The organism is Anoxybacillus andreesenii, assembly GCF_030813005.1.
Classification (GTDB): Bacteria; Bacillota; Bacilli; order Bacillales; family Cytobacillaceae; genus Robertmurraya; species Robertmurraya andreesenii.
Map to the genome: position 1 here is coordinate 1 of NZ_JAUSTU010000020.1, position 18,135 is coordinate 18,135.

Annotated in this window: 16 protein-coding genes and 1 pseudogene; 13 read left to right on the plus strand and 4 right to left on the minus strand. The window is 40.3% G+C overall.

The annotated features are described in order from the left end of the window. The first annotated feature begins 183 nt into the window (after positions 1-183). Positions 184-573, plus strand: a complete 390-nt coding sequence (locus J2S07_RS16825) for a hypothetical protein (RefSeq protein ID WP_307151616.1) — start codon at positions 184-186, stop codon at positions 571-573. Here J2S07_RS16825 and J2S07_RS16830 read toward each other — a convergent pair. Both J2S07_RS16830 and J2S07_RS21995 read right to left on the minus strand, forming a co-directional pair. Further along, positions 482-703: pseudogene (locus J2S07_RS16830) on the minus strand (flagellin); the annotation flags it as partial. The gene J2S07_RS16825 and the pseudogene J2S07_RS16830 overlap by 92 nt on opposite strands. Next, positions 695-1,012 carry a flagellin family protein gene (locus tag J2S07_RS21995; protein ID WP_370872869.1) on the minus strand — a complete coding sequence of 106 codons (318 nt, stop codon included), beginning with the start codon at positions 1,010-1,012 and terminating at the stop codon, positions 695-697. The gene J2S07_RS21995 and the pseudogene J2S07_RS16830, both read right to left, overlap by 9 nt. Positions 1,013-1,561: 549 nt before the next feature. Between J2S07_RS21995 and J2S07_RS16835 the strand changes: the two genes are divergently transcribed. Continuing rightward, entirely contained in the window at positions 1,562-5,209 is a 3,648-nt protein-coding gene (locus J2S07_RS16835) for a flagellin N-terminal helical domain-containing protein (protein WP_307151569.1), read from the plus strand. Positions 5,210-5,369: 160 nt separating this feature from the next. Here the strand turns inward: J2S07_RS16835 and J2S07_RS16840 are convergent, their stop codons facing one another. Continuing rightward, positions 5,370-6,782, minus strand: coding sequence for a LysM peptidoglycan-binding domain-containing protein (locus J2S07_RS16840; protein WP_307151570.1), 1,413 nt, complete (start codon positions 6,780-6,782; stop codon positions 5,370-5,372). Positions 6,783-6,933: 151 nt separating this feature from the next. Beyond that, positions 6,934-7,497: a Uma2 family endonuclease gene (locus tag J2S07_RS16845; RefSeq protein ID WP_307151571.1), complete on the minus strand. Its 564-nt coding sequence runs from the start codon at positions 7,495-7,497 to the stop codon at positions 6,934-6,936. 178 nt (positions 7,498-7,675) lie between these two features. On the opposite strand from J2S07_RS16845, the gene J2S07_RS16850 reads away from it, so the two are divergent. The 11 genes from J2S07_RS16850 to J2S07_RS16900 all read left to right on the plus strand — a co-directional run bounded on the left by J2S07_RS16850 (position 7,676) and on the right by J2S07_RS16900 (position 17,969). Then, the gene (locus J2S07_RS16850) at positions 7,676-9,229 is read left to right on the plus strand and encodes a plasmid pRiA4b ORF-3 family protein (protein ID WP_307151572.1); all 1,554 of its coding nucleotides are present in this window, start codon (positions 7,676-7,678) and stop codon (positions 9,227-9,229) included. A gap of 72 nt (positions 9,230-9,301) precedes the next feature. Beyond that, on the plus strand, positions 9,302-9,502 hold the full coding sequence (locus J2S07_RS16855) for a YjfB family protein (RefSeq protein WP_307151573.1): 201 nt from the start codon (positions 9,302-9,304) through the stop codon (positions 9,500-9,502). A gap of 201 nt (positions 9,503-9,703) precedes the next feature. Further along, the gene (flaG, locus tag J2S07_RS16860) at positions 9,704-10,084 is read left to right on the plus strand and encodes a flagellar protein FlaG (RefSeq protein WP_307151574.1); all 381 of its coding nucleotides are present in this window, start codon (positions 9,704-9,706) and stop codon (positions 10,082-10,084) included. 15 nt (positions 10,085-10,099) lie between these two features. Beyond that, positions 10,100-11,986, plus strand: coding sequence for a flagellar filament capping protein FliD (fliD, locus tag J2S07_RS16865; protein WP_307151575.1), 1,887 nt, complete (start codon positions 10,100-10,102; stop codon positions 11,984-11,986). Between the two features lie 64 nt (positions 11,987-12,050). Next, on the plus strand, positions 12,051-12,452 hold the full coding sequence (gene fliS, locus J2S07_RS16870; protein ID WP_307151576.1) for a flagellar export chaperone FliS: 402 nt from the start codon (positions 12,051-12,053) through the stop codon (positions 12,450-12,452). Next, the gene (locus tag J2S07_RS16875) at positions 12,453-12,800 is read left to right on the plus strand and encodes a hypothetical protein (RefSeq protein WP_307151577.1); all 348 of its coding nucleotides are present in this window, start codon (positions 12,453-12,455) and stop codon (positions 12,798-12,800) included. It abuts the gene before it with no gap. A 217-nt stretch (positions 12,801-13,017) separates the two neighbouring features. Further along, on the plus strand, positions 13,018-13,935 hold the full coding sequence (locus tag J2S07_RS16880; protein ID WP_307151578.1) for an Rpn family recombination-promoting nuclease/putative transposase: 918 nt from the start codon (positions 13,018-13,020) through the stop codon (positions 13,933-13,935). 264 nt (positions 13,936-14,199) lie between these two features. Further along, entirely contained in the window at positions 14,200-14,751 is a 552-nt protein-coding gene (gene hpf / locus J2S07_RS16885) for a ribosome hibernation-promoting factor, HPF/YfiA family (RefSeq protein ID WP_307151579.1), read from the plus strand. Positions 14,752-15,137: 386 nt separating this feature from the next. Continuing rightward, entirely contained in the window at positions 15,138-16,682 is a 1,545-nt protein-coding gene (locus J2S07_RS16890) for a gamma-glutamyltransferase family protein (protein ID WP_307151615.1), read from the plus strand. Between the two features lie 193 nt (positions 16,683-16,875). Next, positions 16,876-17,442, plus strand: coding sequence for a chromate transporter (locus tag J2S07_RS16895; RefSeq protein ID WP_307151580.1), 567 nt, complete (start codon positions 16,876-16,878; stop codon positions 17,440-17,442). Beyond that, positions 17,439-17,969 carry a chromate transporter gene (locus J2S07_RS16900; protein ID WP_307151581.1) on the plus strand — a complete coding sequence of 177 codons (531 nt, stop codon included), beginning with the start codon at positions 17,439-17,441 and terminating at the stop codon, positions 17,967-17,969. The genes J2S07_RS16895 and J2S07_RS16900 overlap by 4 nt, the downstream gene beginning before the upstream one ends. Positions 17,970-18,135: the final 166 nt, after the last annotated feature.

Here is an 18,135-nt window from a genome sequence, read left to right on the forward strand (position 1 = left end):
CGCACTATCCCGTCAATCATAATCACTTTAAATAAGGCTGGCAAGCTTCTGCATTTTTTATTGCATTTTTATGTACTTTTTTCTTGCAAAATACAGTATTTATTCAATCAATATCATTGATTTGGTTTACGTTTAAATAGTGTAAGCGCACAAAAATGGAACCCCAAAAAAGTTGGTGTAAGATTGTATTACTATAAAAGAGCTTTATTAGATAATATGAAACTTATGGATGAATTCATTGTTTCTGAAGAAAACTTAAATATGAAGGAAATATCTGAAAACTCCAATCGTTTTGTGGAATTGTTTGTTTCTTCAAATAATTTAATGGAAATATACATTAATAATCTAGGTGAATCTCTCACTGAAACAACAGCACAATTAAGTAATTTACTTGTTGATATTATTGAGGAAATTAACAATAAAAGTAATAACTTTCCTTTTACAATATATCATACAATGTTAGATGTATACCTCCCTCACCTCACCCTAACAACAGCAAGACTCTCTGCGGCATCTGATTCGCCTGCACGAGCATCGCTTGTGCAGCTTGTCCGAGAATATTTTCCTTCGTAAATTTCATCATTTCCTGTGCGAGATCCACATCTCGTAGTCTAGATTCTGCGGATGTTAGGTTATTGCTGCTGTTATTTAAATTGTAAATTGTGTGTTCTAAGCGGTTCTGTAGTGCCCCAAGCTAGCTGCGATAGGCAGAGATTTTTTCAATGGCCTCATCATATACCTTTATCGCCGCGGTAGCTTTTCCATGGGTGGTGACATCTAGTGCATAGTTGCCAAAGTCGGTTTTATTTTTAGTAGAGTAGTTTGCTGACCTATCTTCAGGTTGTTGACCGGAGTCTCCAGCAATTCCGAGTGCTCTTGCTCGCATGTTTTTAATGGCAATTTGAATGGTTTGTCCTGTGTTGGCGCCAATTTGCATATGTAGATTCCCTTTTTCAGCTGTTGACGGCCAGATGATATTAAAGCCTGTATATGGTTGGTCAATCGGCTGCATTAGGAGAATCAGGAATTACCTCATGCGCTTGGTTGGCAACCCCGCCATCTGCATCGGCATTTCCGACGGCACTTGTATCTGTCTCTCCGGTTGAGACGGGATCGAGTACAATGTCTGCTTTACTTAAATCTGCAAAACTCTGAATATCATTCTTAAAAGCTGTAATAAATCCGGGAGTAGAACCAAAACTAGTCGTTGCTGGGATTGTTTTATAAATAATTCATGATTGTCTCAATTCCCCCAGGAGTTTTCTCATGCAAGTAAACGGACGGCCAAATACGCGACAGAATAATTTCCTGGGTACCTTGCTAATCTGTCTTACTTCCTGTCCCAATGGAATTAACAATTTTGGAAATCTCTGTATCTCCGCCACCATTATATGTATTTAAGGCCGATAAATTGTGATTAATGATCATAAATGAATCCCTCTTGAAGTTATGTGCGTTAAGGTCAGTAGTAGTTAGTTCTCATCCTTATTCTCTAATTTTTATGGTAAAATATCCTTATATATCTATAACAATTGTGAATGATGTGACTTTGGAGGCAACTATGTATATTCGGCATAATCTTCAGGGATTAAAACTAATGAATGAATCGAATAAACAAATAAAAAATGTGAATAAAGCAAATGAACGTTTGGCAAGTGGTTTAAGAATTAATCGAGCTGCAGATGATGCAGCAGGTTTATCCATAAGTGAAGGCATGAGGGCTCAAATTAGGGCATTAGCGAGAGCGACGCAAAATGCGAAGGAAGCCGAGTCGCTGGTACTGACTACAGATGGGGTCCTCGGGGAAATAACAGATACGATCCAAAGAATGAGGGAGTTATCTGTACAAGCATTATCTGATACATTGACAGATCAGGACCGTCAGAGCATTCAAAAGGAATTTTCTCATCTTCAAGAAGCGATTAATGAAATGGTAGGAGACTCTAATTGGAATACAAAGCCAGTTATTGAACAACATTCTCCTGCCTATGCCCAGCTAGAAGGGAATCGAATCTTTCCAGAACCGATCAAAATTGTTGATGGCTATAATAATGATCTAGAAATTGTAGTGGATGGTTTTCCGAAGAAGATTACGATTCCAGAGGGAATTTATGATGTAAATGAGATCGCTGATGCAATAGATAATGAGCTGATTCGCTTCACCCCACCGATTATAGTTGATGTAACGGAAAATCAAACCCTCTCCTTGCAAACTGAAGAGGTGTCGTCCATTGACTCGATCAAGGGGGGAGCAGCCTTTCTTTTTTATGAATATACGATTGGAAACCCTCCAGGGATGATCATTGGGACAACCAACTTTCAGGACGGTCAAAAACTCACGATTCTCCCTGGTAAAAATGATAAGCTATCCTTTTATGCTGGTGCTTCAAAGCAGTATACGATCACTTTTCCTCCACAGTCTTTTTCAAAAGAGGAGTTAATTGACTATATTAATCAGGACTTAGCGTCTAAGGGTGAGGATAATGTTAAAGCGATTCCGTATGGTACGAATAATATCGCAATCACTTCGGATAAATATGTGATCACTGGCTTAAGTGGAAATATGATTGAAATTGATGGAATCACCTCGATAATTTACGATATTGCCAAACAGGGTAGTGTTTCTAAGAGTAGTGCCTATTATTATGGACGGGCTAACTTGACTACTGGGGTGACGATTAAAAGAGGAGAAAATGATCGATTACGGCTCCAAGCGAACGATGATCCGTCCTACTATACTATTAATCTTCTAAAGGATGGAGAGGATGAAGTCACTTTAACTGGGGCGGAAGTAAAAAATAGACTGGAGGAAGCTTTTTCTGATTTGGATATAGATATTCGTGTGAGTTTATCAGCAGGAAGGTTAAACTTGAACAGCAATCTATATGGAAGCATTAGTAAAATTCAGGTGGACAGTACTTCTTCAGCCCATGACGTTTTATTCAATCAAAATAATGTCCACTATTATAACTTGGATATCTACCCAGGTACCACAACCACTGCAAAAGTAGAAGGAAATTATGGATTAACGGATAATACCACGATTGATCAGACAAATAATAAACTGGTCGTTACTATAGACAATACAAAGTATACGGTAAACCTAGGACAAAAAACATATACGAAGGACGAATTAATAGCAGAACTAAACAATCAATTTGCAACCGCAGGGATGAAAATCACTGCGTCATTTAATCAGGGTTCGAATGGGAAATCTTCTTTAGTTCTAACCCATAAAGAACAAGGACAAGGAAGCATCTACGTTGGTAGAACGGCCGAAAACACAGCCTATGATACTCTATTTGGAGGAACGGAAATTCTACAGCCTTATTTCACTGGAGGAACGACTGGGGCACCCCAATATCCACCTGAAGGGGAAATTGGAGATGTTATTATTCCTACCACGCCAGCAACTGCTCAGGGGCGGGTAGATTTATTGTCTGGAATGACCATTACGGATGATAATCACACCTTTACATTTACGTTAAATGGGAATCCGACAGCGATCACATTAGCAAATGGTAACTATAATGCTCAAGGCTTTATTGATGAAGTGAATCGTCATCTCGATCAATCAGTTGTAACCGCATCATTAAAGGATGGAAGATATTTGTTGCTTTCAACGAAAGCGGAAGGTAGTGGTCAGGCCTTTCAAGCTGCTTCTGGTCCAGGGTTAGAAAGAGAATCTTTGAATATCAGTAATTCTCTAAGTGGATCTGGAGGAAAAACGAGTTCATCAGTAACTGGGAGGTATGAGATTCCTTCTAATTTTACCATTGATGGAACCAATGACGAGCTATTGTTTACCTACTCCGAGAACGGGGTGAACTACGATATAGCGGTTCGGGTGACACATGGAGATTTTGCTGGAATCCAAGATCTTTTGACCGAATTAAACGAACAATTATCCAATGCTTTTCAGGCTAAAGGTATCCCGGATAATCAAGTCATCGCTAGTGCTTCAGGTCGGTCGATTAAGTTGACGACAAAAAATAGCGGCAATTATCAGCTTTCTAGTTTTTCTGGGGATTTCTTTCGTGAAGCGATGCAGAGATATGATTACGTTAGTCCTGGATATGGAGTGTCTCAAGGTTCTTCCTATAAGACCGATTCTTATATCGTTGGTCGTGAAACCATTGTGGATAAAGAAATTATTATCAATCCAAATGTAAACGACCGTCTGACATTTGACCTATATAAAAATGGAGCGAAAGCCACCTTTGATTTGTCGTTACCACCAGGTAAATACAATGCAACAGAAATAGTATCCCAATTGAATAATCAGCTTAAGGAAGCCTTAACCGATAAAGGATTTCCTAATGATACACTCTTGTTCCAAATCGGTGGGATTGATAGTGGAACGAATGTGGATGACAACGGAAAGCTTGTTCTCAAATATCATTTTGTTGAAGATGGAAGAAATGATACTGGTACTTACCGAATTGATGGTGTTCGAGGAAGTGCCGCTTATACTATTTTTTATCGGGCTCAAGGAGAACCCGCTCCATCATATACGGTCGGAATTGTTGATTTGAGCCAAGGTACTAAGATTAAAGAAGGGGTTAATGACACATTCGTTGTTAGTGTAGATGGAGTGCAAAAGACAATGATCCTTCCTCCAGGTGAATATGTTGCGGATGATCTATTAGGTATGCTAAATAGCCAACTGAAGTCTTCGGGTTCAGGACTGATTGCTTCTTATTATGAGGGGAGACTGAAGCTAAGTTCCGAAGAATTCGGGCAGATTTCCATAGATTCGATTCAAGGAAATGCGAGAGGGACATTGTTTTTTGAAATGGCAGAGAGAAAAGAAGATCCTGATCCGAAAATACAGGTAGGGGCGAATGCTGGCCAAGCTATGACGCTGGATAAAACAAGGCTTTCGTTAAATTTACTTCGAATCAATACGGTTATGGTTCACACAAGGCAACATGCGGAAAAAGCACTTGTCCGGTTGGATGAGGCATTGCAAAAGACGGTAAGTGAGCGAAGTAAAATGGGAGCTTATCAAAATCGTTTGAGCTCTATTATAAATGGCAATGAACAATATCACGAGAACATCATTGGGGCTGAATCAAGAATTCGTGATGCGAATATGGCGAATGAGGTTATGAACAAGGCTAAGAGTGAAATGCTACTTCAAGTCTCACAGACCTTGTTTTCTCAAGCATCTCATCAACCACAAACCGTTTTAGAGCTATTGAAATAAGATGGCCTAATGAATCAACACCTTATCAGTTTATGTTCAACTTAATAGGAACTGATAAGGTGTTTTTATACAATTAATGAGTCTAGTACACTATGATACACGCTATCTCTTAAAAGTTTTCATCTTTATAAAGATTGTGGACAGTACAGTATCATTACAGTCAAATTAGTTTTCTAACCTGAAAATTCCCCTTCAACAACGCCCAATTCTGCGGATACGGATATCCTAATGCCCAGTAGCTTACACCGCGAAGATTGTATTGCTTCACCATATCAAACTTCGCTTGGGCGCTTCGTGCATCTTCAAACCAAACCTCATGTCCCTGTCCTTGATCATCCGTGTAACGGAAGAAAGGGGATTGTGCTGTTTGATCATATTGAATGGTTGCCCCATATTTTACTGCACGTCTTACCGCTTCTTGTGGACTGAAGGTTTCTGCCTCTGAGCCTTGGACAAATGGAATCTTCCAATCTCTCGCATAGATTTGGAATCCTAGAAATATTTTCTGAGCTGGCATAACAGATAGGGCATATTCCACTACCCGCCTCATTTGATTAAGCGGCGAAATGGCTTGTGGCGGTCCCTTGCGATATCCCCATTCATACGTCATCAGTACGACAAAATCAACGATTCTCCCATGGGCTTCATAGTCATGTGCTGTATATAACAGACCTCCTTGTGTTGCGCTTACCTTTGGTGCGACCGCGCTCGAAACAAAATATCCCCTTGGATGAAGGAGTTCAACCGCACGTTGAAGAAACTGATTATAATTCTCTCGATCCTCGGGCAGGACATTTTCAAAATCAATGTTTAATCCCTTGTAGCCTTTACTGTCCATGACCTGAAGCGCATTGTTGATCACCTTATCACGTAAAGTAGGATTTGCTAAAATGGTATGGGCTAAATTCGAACCAGCCGATGTGGATGTAAAATTGGTAATGGCTAGCATCGGTGTCGCTCTTTTGGAAATGGCCGCTTGTATCATGCGCTCATCCTTCATCGGATTTAGCGTTCCTGTCTCCGTAATCATATAAGCGAATGGGCTTAAATAAGTAAGTAAATCCCCAATCTCATTAATGGACTCTGCGGCTGCCTCATCTGATTGATACGTATAGGCATTCACTTCAATCATTGGTTTAGGTCTAGGGATGATGAGCTGTGTTCCTGGATAAATTAAGTTTGGATTCGTCAATTGGTTCTCAGCGAGGATAGCTGGAATGGAGGTTTTATACCTGCTAGCAATCTGCCATAACGTTTCTCTAGGCTGAACAATGTGGACAATAGGCGGGATGACAAGCTTCGTCCCTGGATAGAGAACATTCGCATTTGTGATTTGATTTGCCTGGATAATCGCTTGAATCGTGACCCCATATTGCTGAGAAATAGACCACAGTGTTTCTCCAGAACGAATGATATGAGTTGTGTTCCCGGTCGGAATGACAAGTGATTGCCCGATTAAAAGCTGATTAGGACTCTGTAATTCATTGGTTTGCACAATAGAATTTAGATTGACATGATAAGCATTGGCTATTTGCCAAAGGGTTTCCCCTCTTTTGACTACATGTATATCCAATAGAAGCCCTCCTTTTTTCTACGGATAGTGAAATATATGTATGGAGTGATGGGATCATGTTTTTTATAACGTTTATCTCTAGAATCCGATTGTCTTTCTAGAAATGAACACCTTAGCAATTCAATATTTCACATACTAAGGTGTTGTTGAACTACTTATCATTATCAAATACCAACAAGCGGCTAAAAATGGATTCTAGCTCTATTTTTATACATGAAAAAAGGTTGGAGTGGATGGTGTCTTTGCTGCCATATGTTTGGGCGAGGATGTATTTTTGATTGTCGAGGATGAATTGGTCAACGTATTGGTGAACAGGGTCGACAATCCAGTATTCCTTCACACCAAATCGCTCATATACTGCTTTTTTGCGGATTTTGTCATTGTAGCTTGTACTTGGTGAAAGAATTTCAACAATGATGTCAGGTGCGCCGATAATTTTTTTCTCCGTGACGATGTTGAGGTTTTCGTTTGCAATATAAATAATATCTGGCTGGCATTCGTTAGCATCGTCGAAATGGACGTCGATCGGAGCCGTGAGGACAAGTCCCTCTGGTGCGCAAGTGACATCCAAGCTATTGCACAAGTACTTTACTAACTGCTGATGTCTTATTGCAGGTGCGGCCTGCATCTCATAGCGCACCCCCTCAATGATCTCGAAACGTTCCTCTTTGAATTCATAGGTAGAAGGGGATTCTTTTACTTTTTTCTTCGTCATGTTATCACCTCTCTTCATTCATCTTATAGAGATAGTATACAATATTTTCAAAGTACAAGATGCCTATCCACAAGCTCATCTTGAAGTTTTGTTTGAACAAAGATTATACTTCTAGTAAGGAAAATAATAAGAATATTCCATTCTGCTATATATTCTTTTGAAAAGAGGTATCGGACGCATGATCTATCAATTGAAAATTACCCTTCAGCATACGAGCCCCCCTATTTGGAGAAGACTTTTAGTAGACTCAAACATGACATTAGCGGATCTCCATGAGACGATTCAAATCGCTTTCGATTGGCAGGGTATGCATTTGCATTGCTTTGAGGCAAGAAAAACAAATAGAGTCAGTCTAACCAATCGATTTATTACTATCGGTTTTGATGATGATAATTTGCTAGGATTCGATGACTATGATTATGATGAAACCGTTGAAACATTATCCGATTGGCTTGTCAAAGAAAAGGACAAGCTTGTTTATGTGTATGATTTTGGTGATGATTGGCGCCATGAAATCGTGCTAGAGAAAATCTTGGCTCCTGAACAGGGGATGATTTATCCATATTGTGTGAAAGCCATGAGGGGGCCAGCGGAAGAGGATAGCGGTGGATTTGTGGAGGAGGTAGAAGAGGTCGATCCAGAAGAGCTAAAGAGTAGGATTAATTTGCTTTTAAACGTTTTTGCGGAGGAACTTTCTTTACCTTTAGACGAACAGAAGGATGATAGGGAAAATCATTGGCCACATCTTTTAAGTTTAGCTAAACAGTTTAACGAGCTGGCCCCTTGGGAGTACCTTGATGATGATCAAATCTTTGCAGTGCAGGATCCACAATCAGGTGAATACTTTTATTGCTCTATCATGGGTGCGTTGGGAGAAGAATTTGGGCTTGCTGCTTTTATAGGTCAGGATGGACTTGCTTTTTTGAAAGGTATTGTAGCGGGTTCTGTTATTAATGAGGATGCAATCTACCAAAATCATAGCATTGTCTTAAGCTTTTGCAATCGTGACGAGCTTACACCAGATGATTACAATCTTATCAAACAAGCAGGGTTCACCTTCCGAGGACATAAGAAATGGCCGATGTTTCGTAGCTTAGTCCCTGGCTATTATCCTTGGCTTCTATCAAGTGAAGAAGTAGAGTCATTCGCTATCGTCTTAGAGCGGGCGCTTGATATTTGTCGTCGAGTAAAAGATGGACTTATTATCGAGGGCTTTCATGAGGAAGGAGAGTGTCTTGCCCAGTCAGCAGTTGAGATAAGTAAAACATTGAATTGGCAGGATACGCATATTTTACTGAAAGCAAATGAGGTAGAAGCAGAACCGAGTGATTTTCATATTAGCGAACTAGATCTTCAGAGAATAAAGACAAAAAATAAAAAATTTAATGTGCCTTTAGAAATCGGCATGTTTTACAGTCTCGGCCCTGTTCAAGATCAACCATCAGAAAGGCCTTATTTTCCGCTCGTTTTTGTAGCAGCTGAACGAAAAAATGGAATGATTGTTCATCATGAGCTGTTGCGGCCAGAGGAACGTGAAAAAAATATACAATCCATTTTTGTTCAACTTGGAGAAAAGCTGGAAGCAGTGCCTAGAGAGGTATGGATAACTAGAGAGCTACATCTTATTTTGAAACCAGTTTTAGAAAGGCTCAAAATATCTGTCGTGGAAATTGAGAACCAGCCGATTATTCAAGAGATCAAGAAGAGCATGCAGCAATTTTACGGATTCTAGTTCGGATTTCGCCGTTTAAGCTTGTTTTCTTTTACTAAGAAGGAGACAATAGAATGAAGAGGAGGTTTTTTTATGGACGTTGCATTATTATCCATGGCCTTCAGTCAAGGCCAGGTAAACCAGCAGGCATCAATATCCATACTGAAAAAAGCTATGGATTCTGCAGAGGGAAACGCTGATTTCCTTAATAAGATGATGAGTGAGGCAGATGTGAGGGCGATTCAGCAAGCTGCACAGCCACATCTTGGAGCAAGTATTGATCTAAAAGGGTAAAATCTAAAAGACAGAGGTGTTTGTCGATGGTGGTGGATCATCTATGAACATCTCTTTTTTAGTTTCAGGCTGATGGCATGTCTTTAGCAGAGAATTTTTACATCCATTGGTAAATTCCCTTTAATTATTTGTCGAGAAATGTTAAATAAAGCTACTCTCAACCGATATAACTCTTAGGATTATATCGAGGAGTTGTTCAATATGAAAATTAATGGTTTAGCTTCCTCAACAGGTTCAGTTGAATCTACTCAAAGCAAACAAATGCTGAAGGTAGAGGCGAGGGCATTAATAGAAAAACATCAAGAAGAACAACAAAATGCAAGAACGAAAACAGATGAGGAAAAGAAAAAGGAGTTAACAAAGGACGACATAGAGCATATTGTTAACGGCATGAACGAATTTTTAAAGCCACATTATACGTCTTTGAATTTCAAAATGCATGAGGACCTTGATCGTTATTATGTGGAAGTGATTGATCAGGACACGAAAAAGGTCATAAGGGAAATTCCCGAAAGAGAACTGCTTGATATGTATGCCAAAATGACACATTTTCTCGGTTTATTTATAGATAAGAAGCTCTAATTGGGAGGGAACAAAGTGGTAGAATCGATACGCTTTACCGGATTAGCAAGTGGTTTGGACACCCAATCCATCGTAGATTCATTGATGAAGGTTCAAAGACAGCCATTGGATCGCCTTAAGCAGCAGCAGCAAGTAATCGAGTGGCAACGGGATGATTACCGTGAAATGAATAAGCTTTTAAAGAGCTTTGATACTTATTTATTTGATAATATATATAAACAATCAAAGATGTTAAAGAAAACAGTAACGACTTCCAACAGTGAACTTGTTAGTGCAGTTGCAAATGCTGAGGCTGGGAATGTCTCTTATAAAATTGAGAATGTGAAATTGGCCACGGCTGCTAGGATTCAGAGTACTGGATCGATAAGTACTGGAGGTAAATTAGACCCGACAAAAAGCTTGTGGTCGCAGAAGGATAAGCTTTCGGGTTTAACGTGGAAGAAGGAAGATGTCTCAAATAGTTTTACTGTTCCTGAGGGTGGAGGCACGGATTTTCAACTTACAAGGGGAGCCATTTCAGATATAAATGCTCAGACAGGTACCAGTGAACAATTTATTACTGTGACGAAAGCTGATGGTAGCACAGAAAATTATAAAATTGTAGCTAAAGCAGCCACAGAAAGTGATAAACCTACCGGGAAAGAAGTTTATATTGATGATAATACTGGCAAAATGGTATTTGGAGAATCCCTAGCTGAAGGGGATACATTTAGCGTAGAATTTAAGGCCAATTACTTAGACTTTAATATTGAAACGTATAATGAGGATGGTTCGACTAATACGAGGGAATCAAGCTTCAAATTCTCTGGAACTACATCATTGAACAGCGTGTTCAATGAAATTAACAAATCCAATGTAGGGATTAATATTTTCTACGATAGTGGCACAGACAAGGTTGTGACACAACGCAAGGCAACGGGAGAATTAGTCAAAGACGGAAAATCGATAAATTTTGTCGGCGAGTCTGCTTCCTTTTTTACAGGCGCATTAAAATTGGATTCTTCTAATGAAGATAACTCTTCACACGGTACAGATGCTTCCTTTACCATTAATGGATTACAAACAACCAGAAAATCAAACACTTTCACAATGAACGATGTCACCTTTACATTAAAGAAAGATTCGGCTGGTTCCACTGAATCTTCAACAATCAGTGTCAAAAACGACACCGACGAAATTGTGAAAACCATCAAAGAATTTGTGGATAAATACAATGAGATGATTGGAAAGATTAACGGGGAGTTAAAAGAAGAGCGTTATCGAACCTTTACTCCGTTAACAGATGAGCAAAAAGCTGCAATGAAAGAGAAAGAGGTTGAGCAATGGGAAGAGAAAGCAAGGAGCGGGATGCTGCGCCGTGACACATTGTTATCCTCTGGGCTTTCAAAAATGCGAATGGATCTCTATGCTGAGGTCGTTTCAAATGCGGATACGCGTACGGACAAGAAATACAATCAGCTTTCCGAGATTGGGATAAAGACCTCAAAGGATTATCTGGATGGTGGAAAGCTAGAAATCGATGAGGACAAGCTGAGGGAAGCCATTGAAGATAACCCGGAAGCCATTTATCAGCTTTTTATGGCGGATGGAACAGCATCACTTAATCCTAATGATAAGAACACGACACCCGTTCTAGGTATTGCCCGTAGACTTCGTAGTTCAATAGCAGAAACAATGGGCAAGATTGAGGAAAAGGCCGGGAATACTTATAAAACCGAGCATAACTACTCAATGGGTAAAGATATTTTGAGAATTAAGGATAATATTACAAGATTAGAAGATCGGTTAAAGATGGTTGAACAACGCTATTGGAACCAATACACTGCGATGGAAAAAGCGATGCAGCAACTAAACAGTCAATCTTCACAGCTTTTGGCCCAGCTAGGAATGGGTCAGAAATAAGAAACGGCTCTACCCAGAAGATAACACCACTGCCGGATGGAAATAATATAAGAAGGTGAGTAATTTGGCAATGCAACAGCCGTATCAAGCCTATAAGCAAAACTCAGTTAATACTGCTTCACCTGCAGAATTGACTCTCATGCTTTATAATGGTTGCTTGAGATTTATTAAGCTTGCAAAATTAGGAATTGAAGCTAATGATATAGAACAACGTCATACCAACTTGCTTAAGGCTCAGAATATTGTTCAAGAGCTTATGGTTACGTTAGACATGAACGTTGAAATTTCTAAGAATTTATTACAAATGTATGATTATCTCTATCATCGCCTCATTGAGGCCAATACAAAAAACAGTGTAGAAATTCTTGATGAGGTTGAAGGATTTGTTTTGGAATTTCGGGATACTTGGAAAGAAGTTATGAAACTAGCGAAGAAACCACAGATGGCAGAAAGTGGACAGGTGTAGATGGAAGCGCTGGTCCGTTTTATAAAAAAGACGAAACAGCTGCTGGCACATCTTGAAGCGGAATTTCCTACCGATGACCGAGAAGAATTTATTGAGACCATACAAGGAATGCTGAATGAAAGAGAGCTCATTCTCAAGGAGCTTCCCGATTTAGGGGAGCTCAGCCAGAACAATAAAGAAGAGCTTAGAAAATTAGAGTATAAACTTAAGACGTTGCTAGAGAATCATCAAAGCAAAATCAAACAGGATATCAAACTGTTGAGCCTTCAAAAGAAGAAAAGCGATCAATATGCAGATCCTTACGGGAACTTCTCCATTGATGGAATGTACCTAGATAAGAAAAAGTAAAATAAAGCATCCGGTTAATTTTGATAAAAGCCGGATGCTTTATTTTTGGTCACGGTTCAAATTGGTACCAGGTACCTTTTTGAACATTTGTTCAAAAAAGTACCTATTCCTTTTGGGTTAAGTAGAAAAGGGAATTTAGATTCGATTGTCGAATATTATTATAGCCCCATTTTTTTCATGAAATTTTTCCCCGAATGAAGAAAGGAGTTGGCACCCCTTGCCAGACTATGATCGTTTATGGAAAGAAATTATCTCTGAGCTTTTTGAAGAATTCCTCTTATTTTTTGCCCCAGATTTGTATGAGATAGCTGATTTTTCTCAACCACCGCAGTCCAGAGAGCAAGAACTGCAAAAACTTTTTCCATCCTCCAAATCTAAGAACCGCAGAGCAGACAAACTTATTGGATTAAAGTTGAAAAATGGACAGGAACAGTGGATACTTGTTCATATAGAGGTCCAAGGAGACAGAGATCCCGATTTTCCAATGCGCATGTTTCAATATTTTTATCGAGCACTTGATAAGTTTAATCAAAAGCTATTCGCCATCGCCCTTTTCACCGATGATTCCTCAACCTTCAAACCAAACATCTATAATTATCACTTTTTTGGTACAGAATTAATCTATAAGTATCAAGCCTACAAAATATTGGAACAGGATGAAGCTGAACTACTACAATCAAATAATCCTTTTTCTCTTGTCATTTTGGCAGGATTGTATGTGTTGCGAGGAAAAAAACAAGAAAATTTGAAGTATCCATATAAAAGGAGACTGATGAGGTTACTGCTAAAAAATACGAGCTTAGACCGTAAGAAAATCGAAAGATTATTCATATTCATTGACCATGTTATCGAGTTACAAGAAGAGGAAACAGAAGCATTAGTCTATGAAATCACCCCAATGATTGAAAAGGAGGGAACAGAAATGTCATTATCCTTAGAGGATACATCCTTTGCAAAATACTACAAAAGAATTGGGAAGGAAGAAGGAAGAGAAGAAGGCATCAAAGAAGGCGAAGCAAAAGGAATGATTCTTGGACAGAAGGAAGTCGCCCGGAAAATGTTGCAGGAAGGATACTCTATCGATGTAATTACAAAGCTTACGGAGTTAAGCAAAGAAGAAATAGAAAACCTATAGTTTTATTACTCGGTACCAGGTACCTTTTTGAACCATAGTTCAAAAAAGTACCTGGTACCAACCGGATTGCTCTCTTTCACGAATTCGACAAATTTTTATTAGGTTTTTCACTGTTTTAGCAGGAGTTTTATGGGTTAAAATAGAAATAGTATACATAGCCTTATTTTAAGGTTCTGTATAAATCCTTTGCTACCCAGAGCAAACTCCTACTGGGTGCAAAAGATGTATACGTTATTGGATTATAGGAAAAGGAGGAGTTCACTTATGAATTTTAACGTACGAGGAGAAAACATTGAGGTAACTCCAGCAATTAGAGAGTATGTCGAAAAGAAAATTAGTAAACTGGAAAGATATTTTACAGAAACTCCTGAAGCAAATGTGCATGTGAATTTACGAATTTACAATGACAAGAAATCTAAGGTAGAAGTTACGATTCCAATGCCAAATCTTGTATTGCGTGCAGAGGAAGTTCATGAGGATATGTATGCAGCGATTGATTTAATTACCGATAAATTAGAGCGTCAAATCCGCAAGTACAAAACAAAGGTGAACCGCAAGTCCCGTGAAAAAGGTCATGTGAATACAGTATTTACAACTTTCGAGGACAGCAGCGCACCAACGATTGAAGAAGAGCATGAGCTCGAGGTTGTTCGTCAAAAGAGCTTTGACTTGAAGCCGATGGACAGCGAGGAAGCGATTCTTCAAATGAACATGCTTGGTCATAATTTCTACGTTTTCACAAACGCTGAAACAAACTTAACGAACGTTGTTTATAAGCGTAAGGATGGCCGCTATGGCTTAATCGAAGCGCAGTAAAAATGGACAACGAACCGCAGTCACCTTTTTCGTGGCTGCGGTTTTTATTTGTTCTGGAGAACTAAGTGAATCTACTAACCCGTAACCCCATTTAAAACAGCTTCAACAGAAATATTAATCCATCCCCCAAAAAACAAAAATTGTACAATCCTTCACATTATATTAAAATATGAATATATGAATTTTAAACCTATTCACACAAATCACAATAAAACCATAACAGCAGGACCCCTTCTCAAGAATACGCCCAAAATCATGATATTTCTGAAAATCCCTACATAGCTTGAGAAAAGGGCCTCTAAATTAAGGAGGCAAACAAGGTGAATCTTGATTTTCAATATTATCCATATCCATCTCAGCGGACGGCGGTCTTTGCTAAAAGAGGAATGGTAGCCACATCTCAGCCGCTGGCAGCCCAGGCTGGACTCGATATTCTAAAAAAAGGCGGCAATGCCATTGATGCAGCGATTGCGACGGCTGCCATGTTAACCGTCGTGGAACCAACCTCAAATGGCATCGGGGGAGACGCCTTTGCGCTTGTTTGGACAAAGGGCGAGCTCCATGGTTTGAACGGAAGCGGTCCTGCACCGAAGTCTATTAGTATTGATGCGGTGAAGGAAAGGGGCTTTGATGAGATGCCGACCTACGGCTGGCTCCCTGTCACCGTTCCAGGAGCACCGTCTGCGTGGGCAGAATTATCGAAAAGATTTGGTAAGCTATCTTTAAAAGAGGTCCTTCAGCCAGCGATCGATTATGCAGAAAACGGTTTTCCGCTTACGCCGATCCTAGGGCGCTATTGGGGAATTGCTTATAAAAGATTTAAGGAACTTTTAACGGGGGAAGAATTCCAACATTGGTTTGATATCTTTGCACCACATGGAAGGGCGCCAAAGGTCGGCGAAGTTTGGAAGTCGGAAGGTCATGCAGCAACCCTTCGTTCCATTGCGGAAACAAATGGGGAAAGTTTTTATCGGGGAGAACTTGCTGAGAAAATCGATGCTTTTTCGAAAAAATATAATGGGTTCCTCACGAAGGAGGACCTTGCCGATTATAAAGCCGAATGGGTTCAGCCGATTAAGGTTAACTACCGCGGGTATGATGTATGGGAGATTCCGCCGAACGGTCAAGGTCTAGTAGCCCTTTTGGCATTAAATATTGTTCAGGGCTATGACTTCCACACGAGAGATTTCGTTGACACCTACCACAAGCAAATTGAGGCGATGAAGCTTGCTTTCACAGACGGAAAAGCTTTTATCACGGACCTGAAGGAAATGAAATTGACGGTTGATGAATTACTATCAGAAGCTTATGCTGTGAGTCGAAGAAATGAAATTACGGAAGAGGCAATCCTTCCGAACCCATATCAGCCGCCAAGCGGGGGCACGGTCTATCTTGCAACGGCTGACGGGGAGGGCAACATGGTTTCCTTTATCCAGAGCAATTACATGGGCTTTGGTTCAGGACTTGTGGTACCTGGTACCGGAATTGCTTTGCAAAATAGGGGGCGGGATTTCTTCCTTGATCCGGAGCACCACAATGCGCTACAACCAGGCAAAAAAACATATCATACGATCATTCCGGGATTTCTTACAAAGGGAAGCGAGGCAATTGGGCCATTTGGCGTGATGGGTGGATACATGCAGCCGCAGGGACATATGCAGGTCATCATGAATACCATCGATTTCCACCTCAATCCCCAGGCTGCCCTAGATGCTCCGAGGTGGCAATGGGTTGGTGAAAAGAAAATTCAAGTTGAGCCTCATTTCCCAAATCATCTTGCACAAGCGCTTGCTCGCAAAGGGCATCAAGTGGAAATGTCGGTCGACACTGGTGGATTTGGACGTGGACAAATTATTTGGCGTGATCCGGATACAGGTGTCCTTATCGGTGGTACGGAAGCACGCACTGATGGGTCAATTGCTGTTTGGTAATGTAAGTACAAGTTGTTAATTGAGAGCAAAAGCGTGCACCGTTGACCCGATGACCGTAAAGGAAACAGAATGGTGTTATCATCCATGAAGAGTGGTATATTAGGTATACCACTTTCTTTGTCATGGAGAGGGTCGGGTGTAAATGGACTCCATATTTACAACAATATACTGAGAAGGGAAAGGTGACGGGACGATGAAACAGCTCGATATTTTTATAGCCTTTTTTCGCTCGGGGATATTAGGTTATGGCGGCGGACCGTCTGCGATTCCCCTCGTTCATAAGGAAGTCGTAGATACATTTAAATGGATGGATACAGATGAATTTGGTGATATCTTAGCACTTGCCAATGCCCTGCCAGGTCCAATTAATACGAAAATGGCGGGGTATATCGGGTATCGTGTTGGCGGTGTGCTCGGCATGATCAATGCCCTCGTGGCAACGATGGTTCCAACGATCCTGCTGATGATTCTTCTATTAAACGTATTGAATGCATACCGGGATCAACCTTGGGTGCATGGGATGGCAACAGCGGTTATACCGGTTGTCATGGTGTTACTCGGAACCCTAACCTGGGATTTTGTGAAAAAATCGTCCAAATCGCAGCTTGGCTGGAAATGGACCTTTATTTTTATCTTTGTCAGTACCATTCTGTTACAATTCCTTCATATTCATCCTGCCATTATTATTATCGTCTTACTTGTCGCAGCCTTAGTGAAAAAGGATTCTGCTGGTGAAAAAGGGGAGAAGCAAGTATCATGATTTATTGGAAAATATTTTTGGCATTTTTCATCCCTGGAATCCTCGGGTATGGTGGAGGACCCGCTTCAATCCCTCTCATCGAAAACGAGGTTGTGGATCGCTACGGCTGGCTGACCGTTAACGAATTTAGTGAGGTGCTGGCGCTGGCCAATGCCTTGCCAGGTCCGATCGCCACCAAGATGGCAGGTTATATCGGCTTTCAACAGGCCGGGTTTCTTGGTGCTACTGTCGCTATTTTTGCAACCGTTGGCCCTTCGCTCATTTTAATGCTTGGCTTGTTGGGGATCCTCATGAAACACAAGGATTCTCCGCGGGTCAAACGGATGACGACGCTGATTCGCCCGGTTATTGCTGTGTTGCTTGGCGTTATGACCTATGATTTTTTCTTTTCTGCCTATGAGGGTGTAGGGATCTGGCAAACTCTCTTTCTCGGGGTAGGAAGCTATATTCTCATGGAAAAAATGAAGGTTCACCCAGCTTATGTGATCGCTGGAGCGCTCGTTTACGGGGCAGTGGTCCTGTCCTAAGCCACCAAGTTATCACAAATTGATGAAAAATAACAACAGTTGTCTAATTTTCATAGATAGCTGTTTTATTTTTTTGAGAAAATGTTTAGACTGGTAGTAAAAGGGACCTTTTTTAACATTCAAAAATGTAACGAAAAAATAGACTGATAGATAGAAAAGAGGAGAA